The 13,529-nt window shown below is 40.6% G+C and carries 11 protein-coding genes; 5 read left to right on the forward strand and 6 right to left on the reverse strand.

The genetic code is table 11. The features are described from left to right. Nucleotides 1-87: 87 nt before the first annotated feature. From J7E67_RS06795 to J7E67_RS06805, 3 genes are all read right to left on the reverse strand, one after another. Nucleotides 88-894: a transporter substrate-binding domain-containing protein gene (locus tag J7E67_RS06795; protein WP_214713811.1), complete on the reverse strand. Its 807-nt coding sequence runs from the start codon at nucleotides 892-894 to the stop codon at nucleotides 88-90. Nucleotides 895-909: 15 nt separating this feature from the next. Continuing rightward, on the reverse strand, nucleotides 910-1,638 hold the full coding sequence (locus J7E67_RS06800; RefSeq protein ID WP_088088296.1) for an amino acid ABC transporter ATP-binding protein: 729 nt from the start codon (nucleotides 1,636-1,638) through the stop codon (nucleotides 910-912). A gap of 274 nt (nucleotides 1,639-1,912) precedes the next feature. Beyond that, nucleotides 1,913-3,271 carry an amino acid permease gene (locus J7E67_RS06805; RefSeq protein ID WP_214713965.1) on the reverse strand — a complete coding sequence of 453 codons (1,359 nt, stop codon included), beginning with the start codon at nucleotides 3,269-3,271 and terminating at the stop codon, nucleotides 1,913-1,915. A gap of 313 nt (nucleotides 3,272-3,584) precedes the next feature. Here J7E67_RS06805 and J7E67_RS06810 point away from each other — a divergent pair, with 313 nt between their 5' ends. Continuing rightward, nucleotides 3,585-4,262, forward strand: a complete 678-nt coding sequence (locus J7E67_RS06810) for a cell wall hydrolase (protein WP_214713809.1) — start codon at nucleotides 3,585-3,587, stop codon at nucleotides 4,260-4,262. A 75-nt stretch (nucleotides 4,263-4,337) separates the two neighbouring features. On the opposite strand, the gene ypfJ is transcribed toward J7E67_RS06810, so the two are convergent. Next, nucleotides 4,338-5,177 carry a KPN_02809 family neutral zinc metallopeptidase gene (gene ypfJ, locus J7E67_RS06815; RefSeq protein WP_214713807.1) on the reverse strand — a complete coding sequence of 280 codons (840 nt, stop codon included), beginning with the start codon at nucleotides 5,175-5,177 and terminating at the stop codon, nucleotides 4,338-4,340. Between the two features lie 208 nt (nucleotides 5,178-5,385). On the opposite strand from ypfJ, the gene J7E67_RS06820 reads away from it, so the two are divergent. Genes J7E67_RS06820 through J7E67_RS06835 form a run of 4 tightly spaced genes read left to right on the forward strand, consistent with a single transcriptional unit; the run spans nucleotide 5,386 to nucleotide 9,560 of the window. Beyond that, nucleotides 5,386-6,426 (forward strand): LacI family DNA-binding transcriptional regulator, encoded by a 1,041-nt coding sequence (locus J7E67_RS06820; RefSeq protein ID WP_214713805.1) that lies wholly within the window; start codon nucleotides 5,386-5,388, stop codon nucleotides 6,424-6,426. A gap of 58 nt (nucleotides 6,427-6,484) precedes the next feature. Further along, complete coding sequence (locus J7E67_RS06825) at nucleotides 6,485-7,645, forward strand: Gfo/Idh/MocA family protein (protein WP_214713804.1); 1,161 nt, start codon at nucleotides 6,485-6,487, stop codon at nucleotides 7,643-7,645. Nucleotides 7,646-7,675: 30 nt separating this feature from the next. Continuing rightward, nucleotides 7,676-8,410, forward strand: a complete 735-nt coding sequence (locus tag J7E67_RS06830; RefSeq protein ID WP_214713802.1) for a ThuA domain-containing protein — start codon at nucleotides 7,676-7,678, stop codon at nucleotides 8,408-8,410. 52 nt (nucleotides 8,411-8,462) lie between these two features. Then, nucleotides 8,463-9,560, forward strand: a complete 1,098-nt coding sequence (locus J7E67_RS06835) for a Gfo/Idh/MocA family protein (RefSeq protein WP_214713800.1) — start codon at nucleotides 8,463-8,465, stop codon at nucleotides 9,558-9,560. 236 nt (nucleotides 9,561-9,796) lie between these two features. Here the strand turns inward: J7E67_RS06835 and J7E67_RS06840 are convergent, their stop codons facing one another. Continuing rightward, nucleotides 9,797-11,596, reverse strand: a complete 1,800-nt coding sequence (locus J7E67_RS06840) for a S9 family peptidase (protein WP_214713798.1) — start codon at nucleotides 11,594-11,596, stop codon at nucleotides 9,797-9,799. Between the two features lie 331 nt (nucleotides 11,597-11,927). Beyond that, a complete protein-coding gene (locus tag J7E67_RS06845) occupies nucleotides 11,928-13,505 on the reverse strand; it encodes a SagB family peptide dehydrogenase (RefSeq protein ID WP_214713796.1) in 1,578 nt (525 codons plus the stop codon). Nucleotides 13,506-13,529: the final 24 nt, after the last annotated feature.

The following is a 13,529-nucleotide window of genomic DNA, read 5'->3' on the forward strand; positions in this document are numbered from 1 at the left end:
ATCTCCTCCTAATTCATCAGAATGAGCAGGTCCGCAAACTTGCCTGCGGACTGCTGCCCAACCTGACGAGAAACCCGATATAAATAATTAATGTTTAATCCATTTATCCTTAATTTCATCGTACTTACCTGAATCCTTCAGGCTTTTTAAAGCTTTATTCAACTCATCGACAAGCTCTTTATTTCCTTTTTTAACGGCTATTCCATAAGGCTCTTCTGTGAACGTTCCTCCGACCAATTCAAATGACGGATCTTCTTCTGCCATACCATAAAGGATTGCATCATCTGTGGTCAGGGCATCACCCTTACCTGACTTTAAGGCTGTAAATGCTTCAGCATAGTTTTCAAATTCAAGTACGGTTGTTTCAGGAGCTTTCTCACGAATATTTACGGATGAGGTCGAGCCTTTAACAGCAAGCACCTTTGTTCCTTTTTTCAAGTCTTCAATGCCTTTAACCTTGCTTCCTTTTTTCACTAGCAATGATTGCCCGGCATCAAAATATACATCCGTAAAATCGACTTCTTTTTTACGTTCTTCATTGATGGTCATAGTGGCGACAACCGCATCAACCTTACCATTATTTAAGAGTCCTACCCTCGTTTTCGAAGTAACCTCGACATACTCAGGCTTAACCTCTTTGCCAAACATTTCTTCGGCAAGTGCTTTAGAAAGATCAATGTCAAACCCTTCCACCTCACCTGTCGAAGGATTTTTCAATCCAAACAAACGAGTATCATGTTTTACACCAAATACAATTTTTTTCTCTTCTTTAATCTGAGCAAGTACATCTTTGCTGCTTTCTTTTGAAGCCTTGTCCCCGCCGCAACCCGCAAGTAGTATAGCGGCCATAGTTGACACTACCGCCATTTTTACGAAATTTTTAGTTTTGAACATTCCATTTCCTCCCTATTAATGATTTAAAATACGGCTGAGAAATAAGCGAGCCCGTTCTTCACGCGGATTCTCATAAAATTCAGCCGGAACTGCTTCTTCTAATATTCGCCCCTCATCCATAAAAACGATTCGGTCAGCAACCTCCTTGGCAAAGCCCATTTCGTGGGTTACGACCACCATTGTCATACCTTCTTTGGCCAAGGCTTTCATTACATCCAGTACCTCGCCGATCATTTCAGGATCAAGTGCTGAGGTTGGTTCATCGAAAAGCATGATCTCCGGGTTCATTGCAAGGCCACGGGCGATGGCTACACGCTGCTGCTGACCTCCGGAAAGCTGTGAAGGATAAGATTCAGCCTTATCTAATATGCCTACCTTGGTAAGATAATGGCGTGCTGTTTCCTTAGCTTCTTTTTCGGATTGGCCCAATACTTTCATCGGAGCAAGAGTAATATTTTCAAGCACTGTTTTGTGCGGATATAAATAGAAGTGCTGAAAAACCATACCAATATTACGCCTTAGCTTATTGATATCTGTTTTTTTATCCCCTACTGATATCCCATTTACGGTGAGTGTCCCGTCAGAGATGGTTTCCAGATGATTGATACAGCGCAACAAGGTACTTTTCCCTGATCCAGACGGACCGATTACTACAACCACTTCACCTTGATTGATTGTAAGATTAATATCTTTTAAGACATGAAAATCCCCATAAAATTTATGTACCTGATTAAATACAATCATTCTTGACCTCCTGATTTAAAACCTATTACATGTGAAAATTCCATTATTAGTAATTTTCAGAATAACTTAAATTATATTTATATTTTGTCGAATTGTCAATTCATGACAATTTACCTAGAATTTTCCGTTATTTAACACTTTCTTGGGTTTTAGATGCTTAAAGCAAAAAGGTGTCAGGCACCATCCATAAAATTGGATGGTGCCTGACACCTATTAATGTAGGATTGTCGGCTTACATTTATCTTACTTTTTCTTAGTCAATCGAGCTCTCTGATTATTCCTTCTTTTTCAATTTATATCCTATATAAAGGACCATAAACCATATAGGTGCTACAACTAATGCTCCTCGCATTCCCTCAATAAAGGCCATTAAGACCACGACAAGTGCTAAAAAAGCAAGGGCTAAGTAGCTTGAAACTGGATATAGCGGCATTTTAAATGCTAGTTTTTTTACTTCTTCTGTCGTTTTTGATTGTCTGAACTTTATTTGTGTAATCAGAATTATGGTCCAGCTAGTAATAACCGCAACCGTTGCGACAGAGGAAATATAGATAAATACTTTTTCAGGAACAATATAATTTAAAAATACTGCCACTAATAAAAATGATGACGAAAATAGGATTCCACGTCGTGGTGTAGAATGCTTGTTGAGCTTTCCAAAATATTTCGGACCATTATTTTGTAGAGATAAATTGTATAGCATTCTTCCAGTACTGAATAAACCACTATTAAAAGCAGACAATGCTGCTGTTAACACGACAAAGTTAATAATATGGGCGGCCCCAGGAATTCCGATTTTATCAAAAATTAACACAAACGGGCTGCCATTCGTCCCTACTTCATTCCAAGGATATAAACTCATCATGATGCCTAGTGCAGCAATATAAAAAATTAAAATCCTCCAGACCACATTGTTGATTGCAGATGGAATTGACTTTCGAGGATTTTTAGCCTCCCCTGCGGTAATACCGACGAGTTCTACCCCGCCAAATGAAAACATCACTAGAACCAATGACATGAAAATACCGTTTATCCCATTTGGCATAAATCCTCCATGAGTCCAAAGATTGTTAAATCCGATGGGCTGGCCTTCGTTGCCGATACCTAAGAGGATCATTCCTAATCCAACAACAATCATTCCAATAATCGCAACCACTTTAATCATCGCGAACCAGAATTCAAACTCTCCAAATGCTTTAACACTTGTAAGGTTCACCATTGTGATTACAACAAGTGTAGCAAGTGCTGTCAGCCATTGTGGAATTTCTGGAAACCAGTAGTTTACATAGACGCCAACAACTGTAATTTCCGCCATCCCAACGACAACCCACATAAACCAATAGGTCCAACCGGTTAAGTAACCCGCAAACGGCCCTAAATAACGATTTGCGTACGAACTAAATGAGCCGGAAACCGGCTCATCTACAGCCATTTCCCCTAATGCTCTCATAATGGTAAAAATAACTAAGCCTCCGACTAAGTATGAGAGCAAAATTGACGGACCAGCCATTTGAATCGTTGCACTTGAACCATAGAACAGACCTACTCCAATCGCACCCCCAAGTGCAATTAGCTGGATGTGCCTGTTGTCTAGACCTCGTTGTAGTTGCTCACTTTCGTGATTTTTGCCCAACACTAATATTCCACCCTTCTTAATTATTCTTTTACAATAACTAAGATCGATATTCCTTTCCACATGAAAGAAAATTCAATAAATTCACTCTTCAACGAATACTTCCATTACATTAAAAGAAATTCCAAGTAAAATATTCCTCTATTTCGTATTATTGGGTTGAATATGTCATTTATATAGGAAAATTGTCATAAATCTATTTTACCTGTAATGTTGTTCATCAAATTAAAAAGAAATGTAACAGTAGCGTTCTGTATATCGTGTACTAGCACATGATAAAGTAGTACCATACGAATTTACAGGAGGTAGCCACATGAAAAACAATTACATGAAAAAATTAGTTGTAGCTTGTGTAGCTACATTTGCATTTATAGGTTTACAAAATAATACGGCCGAGGCTATTACCCAATCTCCAGTAGTAAATGGAGATAGCCCTTGGGAACTAGGACAACAATATGGATTAGACACTGATCATATAGAACAAGTTAGTAATCAACCGAACGATTGGGTTGATATAAAAGAAATGTTGCAAAATCCTGATCAACCGAAAGTAGAAGCAATAAAATCATCAAAACCTGAAATGGAAACGCCAGAAAAAAAACAAGAGGAACCAGCAGTGTCAATAACAAATGAAGAGAAAGACTTATTTGCCAGATTAGTAGATGCCGAAGCAAAAGGTGAATCTTATGAAGGAAAAGTTGCTGTTGCGACTGTTGTATTAAATCGAGTTGAATCTCCTCATTTCCCAAATACAGTGACCGCTGTAATTAAACAAGTAGTAGGCAATAGCTATGCCTTTTCTCCGGTTCAAAATGGTGAAATTAAAAAACCAGCATCAGATGAGTCGAAACGAGCAGTCGAAGAAGCACTAACGAGAAATGATCGCTTAAATGATTGTATTTATTTTTATAACCCAGAAATTGCAACGGATGATTGGATTCGTACTCGTGAAGTAGTAAAGACGATTGGTGATCATGTATTTGCAAAATAATGAATCAAGAGCCGTTGATGACGGCTCTTTTTGCTTGAAAAAAACGTTCTTATTCATCTTTACGACGGAAACCATTTAAAGGTTTGCTGCTTTAAAGGTATTTCCTCCCTCTATGGTGCCGTTTTTGAATCCTTTATTAAACCATCTTTTTCTCTGCTCGGAAGTTCCGTGAGTAAAGCTTTCAGGAACCACATAGCCTTGTGCTTTTTTCTGGATATTATCATCACCTACAGCATTTGCTGCATTCTGTGCCTCTTCCAGGTCGCCTTTTTCTAGGTACCCCTTCCCTTGCGCGTAGTGGGCCCAAACACCCGCCAAGTAGTCAGCCTGCAATTCAAATCTGACCGAGTAGTCATTGGTACTTTTTGGGGCTTGTGATGCTTGGTCTCCGCTATGTAAAAGGGTCTGGACGTGGTGTCCTACCTCATGGGCAATGACATACGCCATCGCAAAGTCACCAGGTGCTTGGAATCTTTGTTTCAATTCCTCATAAAAACTTAAGTCAATGTAAAGCTTGTGGTCACCCGGACAATAAAAAGGTCCTACAGCCGAACTAGCCGACCCACAGGCAGACTGAACACTGTCCCGGTACAATACGAGCCTAGGATTTTCGTATTGCAGCCCTTTCTTCTTGAATTCGTCTGACCATACGTCCTCTGTATCAGCAAGGACAACAGAAACAAAGTCGGCTAATTCCTTCTCTTGAGCAGATTCTTGATAAGGAGGAGTTTGTGAATCCAAATCATTAGTCGATGTGTTATTGCCAAGTAAATCTCCTGGGTTCCCTCCGAGCAGTGTAAAGAGGAGAACAATAATAATACTGCCTATACCGCCTCCAATCACTGTTTTGCCACCCATCCCCATTCCTCTTCGGTCTTCAACGTTTGCGCTTTGCCGTCTTCCCTTCCATTTCATTGTTATGCCTCCTCCAAAATATGGATAAAGAATAATTAACCAATTCACTATTACCATAATGTTATACCCACAATACAGATAATTAATATTGTATATCTTCTGGAAATTATCAAATTTAACAATAAATAATAACAAATTTTAATATTGACAATTATCAGATAATAAGAGAGAATGAACGCGTGTACATTATAAGTTTAGAGGTGATATCTTGGCAAACCGGAAAGATGTTGCAAAATTAGCCGGCGTTTCTGAAGCCACCGTTTCACGAGTATTTAATAATATCGGTCCCTTACGTGAAGAAACAAAACAAAAGGTTTTGCAAGCCGCCCAACATCTGAACTACCACCCTAATGCCATTGCCCAAAGCTTTGCACGTGGGAAAAGTAACAACATTGGGGTCATTGTTCCTTATTTTCAAAGAGTAAACTTGATGACTACCCATTATTTTTCGGAACTTTTAAGTGGAATTGGTGCAAAGCTTGGTGAGTTTGGATATGGTTTGCTACTTTTATTTCAATCCCCTGATGAGCCGAAAGATTATGTGAAGCTTTTTCATACTCAGAAGGTAGATGGATGCATCATCCTAGGTTCCAAGGATGTTCCTGGTGAAGTGGAAGCACTTGAAAATTTACACCATTTGCAACTCCCCTATTGTCTTGTGAATCAAACTTTTTCGGGCTATCCCTTTCATTCCATTGACGCAGAACATTTTGATGGTAGTTTACAAGCCGTATCCTCTCTGCTAATGAATGGGAATGAACAAATTATCTTTTTAAATGGACCAAATGAATTTTCAAATAGTATCGAAAGGTTACACGGTTATAAAACTGCCCTTTTGAATGTGAGTATTCCCTACAATCCTCAGTTACTTTTCCAAGGGAATTATAGCCGTAAAAGTGGTTTTCAAGCGGCTGCCGGTATAGCTTCTTTACTGCCAGAGATCCATGCTATTTTTGCCGGGAATGATCGAATGGCTATTGGTCTTATGCAGGGTTTAGGTGAACAAGGCTACCAGGCAGGTCGTGATTATGCTCTCATTGGGTATGATAACTCTGAAATTTCAAGGATGACTTCCCCGCCACTTAGCACCGTTCATGTACCGCTTTTTGATATGGGGCAATTGGCAGCTGAAAAAGTTCTCCAATTGATCACTCAAGGTACCATGTCAGAAATTAATGAACGATTGCCAGTTACCTTTATAGAACGGGCATCTTCACAACTTAAGACAACTTACACCAAACAATCTTAATAAAAATCTATTAATATTTTATTCTTTTTAATTCTTAAATAAGAAAAGGTGATTCGTTATGGAAACCGTAAAAATTGGAATGATTGGCTACAAATTTATGGGCAAAGCCCACAGTCATGCCTATCGAGATCTTCCGCTGTTTTTCCCTAAGATCATTCATCCTGAAATGAAGGTGATTTGTGGTCGTGACCATAACGCTGTCGAGGCTGCAGCTAAGCAATTCGGTTGGGAGGAACATACAACCGACTGGAAAACTCTTTTACAAAGAGAAGATATTGACCTTATCGATATCAATGCACCGAGTGATGTACATAAAGAAATAACAATTGCAGCAGCAAAAGCAGGCAAGCATGTTTTTTGCGAAAAACCGTTAGCGCTTACACTTGAGGATTCTAGAGAAATGCTTGAAGTCGTTGAATCTGCTGGGGTTAAACATATGGTCGGCTTTAACTATCGCTTTGCCCCTGCTGTGATGCTGGCTAAAAAGCTTCTCGACGAAGGTAAGCTAGGAGAAATCTATCATTTCCGCGCCTGGTTTTTACAGGATTGGCTCGTAGATCCGAACTTCCCGCTAGCCTGGAGACTGCAAAAAGAGATTGCTGGTTCAGGGTCTCATGGAGATCTGGGAGCCCATCTTGTCGATTTGGCTCATTATCTAATCGGTGATATTACTGAGGTTATTGGAATGAATGAAACCTTTATTAAAGAAAGACCAATTCCTTCTCAAATGACTGGTTTATCTGCTAAAGGCAGCGATAGTGATGAAAAAGGCGAAGTAACGGTTGATGATGCTACCCTATTTTTAGCCCGTTTTGCTAACGGAGCTTTAGGAAGCTTTGAGGCTACACGATTTGCTACAGGGCATCGTTGTAAGAATTCTTTTGAAATCAACGGCAGTAAAGGAAGCGTCATCTTTGACTTTGAACGCATGAATGAACTTCAGGTTTATTTTGCTGATGATAGAGATGATGTCCAAGGCTTCCGCCGCGTCTTAGCGACTGACCCTTCCCACGCTTTTGCGGAAGCATGGTGGCCGCCAGGACATACGATTGGATATGAACATACGTTTATTCACGAAGTAGTTGAACTTATGGAGTCATTCCGTGAAGATCGCCAGCCCGTTCCAAACTTCCGTGATGGCGTAAAGTGCCAAGAAGTTTTGGAGGCGGTTGATTTATCGATAGAAAAACGTCAATGGATTCGTATATCTGAAGTATAAAAAAATAAAAATTAAAGGAGTGCTCTAATTATGAAAAAAAAGGCATTAATCGTCTGGGGCGGATGGGATGGCCATCAACCAGATCAGATAGCAGAAATCTTTAGAGGGATACTTGAGGAAGAAAACTTTCAAGTTGAGATTTCCAATACACTTGACGCTTATGCAGACACGGAAAAGCTGAAATCCTTAGATCTAATTATTCCCCACTGGACAATGGGTAAGATTGAAAATAAATATGCCTTAAATATTTCCGAAGCGGTTATGGCTGGGGTTGGTTTAGCAGGATGCCACGGTGGAATTTGTGACTCCTTCCGCAACAATGTGGATTGGCAATTCATGACAGGCGGAAACTGGGTAGCACATCCTGGAAATGATGGTGTGGAATATATGGTAAACATCAAGCATTCTACAAGTCCGTTATTAGAGGGCATTTCCGATTTTAAAGTTGTCAGTGAGCAGTATTACCTTCATTTTGATCCAGCCGTTGAAGTGTTAGCGACCACTCGCTTCCCAGTTGTTCACGGTCCTCATGCTGCCAATAAAGCTGTTGATATGCCTGTTGTTTGGACAAAACGCTGGGGTCTTGGAAATGTTTTTTATAGTTCATTAGGACACCAAGCTAATGTCATTACAATGCCAGAAGTAACGCTTATTATGCGCCGCGGATTTTTATGGGCTGCGGAAGGAAAGAAACGGGCCGAAGGTGTGGACTTAGCCGCTCTTTATGGAAATGGCCGTGTTTATACTGGTATGGGAGACAGTTAATAATAATTAGATTTTTACAATGACCAAGAATATTAATCCGGAGGAACCAATAATGAGAAGGCTTAAAATCGGTATCATTGGATGCGGAAATATTAGTTCTATTTATATGGAAAATTGTCAGAAATTCTCACACCTTGAGCTTGTTGCCTGTGCGGATTTAGATTTACAGCGTGCACAGGCTCAGGCTGAGAAATTCGGGATTCCAAAAGCTTGTTCTGTCGTGGAACTGCTTTCAGACCCTGAAATTGAACTAGTCATTAATTTAACGATTCCAAAAGCTCATGCCCTTGTTTGTATTCAAGCACTCGAAGCAGGAAAACATGTTTATACGGAAAAACCGCTTGCTGTTACACGTGAGGAAGGTAAACAAATTCTAGAGACAGCCAAGAAGCATCATCTTTTAGTTGGGAGTGCACCTGACACCTTCTTAGGTGCTGGTATTCAAACAGCAATCCAATTAATTGAACAAGAAGAAATTGGTGTCCCTGTTGGTGCTTCGGCCTTCATGATTTGCCGTGGACATGAGCATTGGCACCCAGACCCTGCCTTTTATTATGAGACCGGCGGCGGACCAATGTTTGATATGGGTCCTTATTATTTAACAGCATTAATAGCACTGTTAGGACCTATTAACCGAATTACTGGATCCGCTCGTATTAGTTATCCAAAACGAACCGTGATTAGTAAACCTAAAGCAGGAACAGAGATTCAAGTCTCTACCCCTACCCATCTTTCCGGTGTGATTGATTTTAATTCAGGTGTCATCGGGACCATTACAACCAGCTTTGACGCCTTTGGCGGAACATCGCTGCCACCTATTGAAATCTATGGAAGTCAAGGTACGATACTCGTTCCAGATCCAAATACATTTGGCGGTCCTGTTCGGGTAAGAAAACGTGACGAAAATGCATTTGTGGAGGTCCCGCTGACTTCTGGGTACGATCAAAACTGCAGAGGACTGGGTGTCGCAGATATGGCCAAGGCGATCCTCGAAGGAGGTAACTATCGAGCCAATGGTGAATTAGCATACCATGTTCTAGAAGCAATGCACGGACTCCATGAGTCATCAGAAAATGGAAAACACTATATCATGGAAAGTACCTGTGACAAACCTGAATCTGTGTCTGAAGAACTACAGTTTTCTAAGTAATATAGATTACATTCTTTCATAGATAAATTAGAGTCTCCCTTTGTTTGGGGAGACTCTTTCCTATTTTCTGTGATAAGGTAATTAAATCCTCTCAATTTCCTTAAGTAAATTAGTTCCATTGTTGCGTGTTTAACTGGTTAATTCTCATCCATTCAATAAGTTCTGCGATGGCAACTTCAAAATCAACAACTGCCGTGCCGCTACTCTTGGGCTTATCTCCATATCCCTCACCCGAGTTAGGATCGATTACCGATATATCGATCGAGAAAATTTACCATTGCCTTATAAGCAGTAATTTTATTTTTTTGTTTGTCAATGGAATGGCCTTCATCTTCAAAGCGAATAAAGTCAACTGCGTGTTGCCGTTCTTTTAGTTTGTTGACCATTTGCTCAGATTCACTTATGTGGACACGCGGATCACCCTTCCCGTGAATTACTAATAATGGGGTGGTTATTCGATCTGAATAATTCAATGGATCAATTCTATCAAAAAATTCTCCGTCTCTTTTTATTGTTCCGTATTCACTCTCCCTGTGCTTCTTACGCCATGGACTTGTTGTTTGAAGGAATGTTCTAAGGCTGGACATTCCCACAATATCAATAGCAGCAGACCAAAGCTGTGGATAGTGACTGATGGCAGCAAGAACCATAAACCCTCCATAGCTCCCGCCCATGATCCCGATTTTTTTAGGATCTACGTTCCCATTCGCCTTTAGCCATTCCACTAAATAAATGAGATCCTTTAAAGCGTCCATTCTTTTTCGGACATCATCCAAATGTGTAAATGTTTTTCCGTAACCTGTACTTCCTCGAATGTTTGGTGTACACACGGCATAACCTTGGTTTAGTAAATACTGCTGAATTGGGTTGTATACCACACGTGCTTGACTCTCAGGCCCGCCATGAATGTATATAACAACAGGATGTTTTTCAGTGGAATCTCTCGGCTTCGCATAAAAGGCAGGAATTTCCAGGTTATCAAAAGAGCGAAAGGATATAAGCTCCGGCTCAACTAATTTATGTTCCAGGACTGGTGAACGTGAAACATAAGTAAGCCTCTCTGCCTGAATGGTGTATAGGTCAAGTTCCCATATATCAGAGGGATATGTCGGTCCCTTAAACACATACGCTAGTTTTTGGCTATCAGGGGAAAATTTCAGATTTGATATGACTCCGATTGGAGTTTTCCACGTATAAATGTAACTTCGATTTATGTCTAAAAGTACCCCCTTGGAAATTCCCCCCTCATTTATCGAATAAGCTAACAAATTTTTATCGCTATTCATTGCCAAATCCTCAAAATCCCACTTTCCCAGCTCTAGCCACTCGAGATGTTTGGTTTTTAAATTTATAAGAGCAAGCCCATAGAATTCTTTGTCTTTATTCGATAATAAATATATATGGTCCGCATCCTTATTAAAATGGGCATCTTTAAAACTTGCTTCCCCTGTATGTTCTGTTAACCAGTTCATAGCCCCTGTTGAAAGGTCGATTATGCCCAAATCATTATCTAGAGGGGAATTTATTTTCTGGACCAAAATGGATTTACCGTCAGGAGACCATTTAACCGCTGAAAATATTCCATCACCAGAATTCAAAAGACGAATATCCAATGATTCCAGATTTTGAATATAGATATCAAAAAAGGCTGGATTACGGCGATTACTCGACCAAGCAATCCATTTTCCATCTGGCGAGCTTCCGCCATAACGGTGTATATGGTCTGGTGAGTTTGTCAACTCAATTAGTTTTCCTTCTTGCTTAAGTAAGTACAATTGCTGATTTTCATTTCCGCCAACATCCATACCAATAATCAAATTAGATTTGCCATTTAGATAGTTAATAAAGGTGATTCTTTCTTTTGTAAAGGAAGTTTGGACTGGCCATCCTTCACACCCTTCCCCTAGATTAAGTTCCCAAACCTGTGGCAAACCAGTATAATCTGCGATAAAGCTTAACTTGTGGCCAATTGGATCGTATACTGGATTTTTGGCAAAACGAACATGCAAATACGGTTCTATACCAATGGCAGCCATAAACATCCCCCCATCCAATTAAGGCATTTTTTGAATCAATCAGGAGAATACGAAAAAGTGTCATTAAGAAGGATTCATGAACATCTTTTATCAGAATCATAAAGATAAGACAGAGCTTTATCCTTCTTGATAGAAATGTTCAAATCCACTCGAAGCAATTGGGAAAGCCTTCACCCATTCATTGGAAGTGAAGGCATCTTAATATTAATCCTCATGAATACTTGCCTATTTCGCTTCTGGACTAAACTCGTTTTTTGAAACCATAGGATTAACTGGAACATCATGAAGTTCTTCCTGCAATAACCTTAGAACTAAAGTAAACCTATTAATCCTAACAATGCAAACTTCCCTTCAACCAAGGACGCTGTCGATAGGGACCAATTGGAATTTGGATTAGACTGGTTTTTCCTAGTGGTTCCATCTTGTAAATCTCATCACTCAAGTTTGCATCAAAACCGAGGAGTGGATGCCCCCCCATTCCGAGGGCTGACGCCGCTAACAGTAATCGTTGTACTAGCATGCCTGCTTCCATTTGTTGGATCCGGTATCCTCTGTAACCCAGTGCCGTTCTGAATGATTCCCTGTCCCCTGCCACATGTAAGCAGAGAGGTATTTGGAGCAAATTCACATTATCTAGAGACATTCCGGATTGCAATTGGAGTCGATAATCACCGAGATCCACCAATCGTAACGCATGAGCAGCACTGTCATAATGATAGGCACCATTTGGAATACCTTCAACATTATATAAACAGCCATACAGTGAAACACGAGGCACGTTCTTCCGAAGTGGTCCATCCAAATCATTCCGATACGAGAAGGATGCGGTCGCCTCCTGCATTAGTGTTGCCAGTTGAGGTTGACTTACCTTTCCCAAAACAAAATCCATATCTGGCGAGAATCGCTTACGACAGACCGACGCTAGATCATATGACAACCGGTTCACGTGAGGCAGCTCTTCCGCATGACCGTTACCATTCAAACTCTCTTTCGCCTCGATCAGCCGAAACGCTTGCGTTGAATCAAGCATGGACGCTTCATTCAACATTGTTAACATTGGATACTCTTTAACCCTCCGTGACCGGATGTAATGATGGGGCTGAATCGCTGTTAACTCTCGGCACAATTCGGCGGCAGAGACAAAACCTTCTTTTTCACTCCCGTTAGTAGACCAAATGGTAGGTTCTACTGAAAGCGGGATAACCGCATAAACACTCTCGTCCTGTTCGGAAAGCCCAACAAGATGGTTCATGGCCCGATCTAGAAACTGAAAATAAACCCCTGATGCAAAGCCAAAACGTTTTGCTACTTCCAGTAACTGCCCAATTACCACTCCGGCATCCAACCCTTGCAGACGGTAAGAAAAGTTATTGTATTTAAAGAAATTTTTCCAAAACATGGTTGACACAAACACAGTTCCAAAGCAGGCAGATATATCACAGCGGTTACCAAGAGCACGGGCGATATATGAATCGAAATTTCCTTCTCGCAACAATACCAAGCGGTGATGGGCCACATCATAATGGTACATCCCAACAGGCGAATCCTCTACCTTAAGATAAACGTATAATTCGTTTGGATACAATGCCCCGCCGGAAGGAGCGAATCGCCGATATGACTGTATTAGATTCGCCGTTTTATCTTTGGAATCCAAGGGAAAGACTGACTGGCTAACTTGAGTAAGGCCGTATACATACCAGAGGAAATGACCGACTTTACGAAGATCAGGCTTTGCGGGCTGTTCTTGTCCTTCAAGTGTCAGCGGTACTTCTAGAGAAAATGGTACCACAGGTAAGCCACTGTAGAGCTTATAAGAAAGTGGCGCATCTTCCCAATCCACTTCCCAGTTAGGCACACTTGCCTTATCAATGTCAAAATGCAGATTGTGCAAAAACTCCTCTAGACTCATCCTCCTTGCCTCCTAGGTCGCCTC

The sequence above is a fragment of the Bacillus sp. ISL-46 genome, assembly GCF_018613205.1.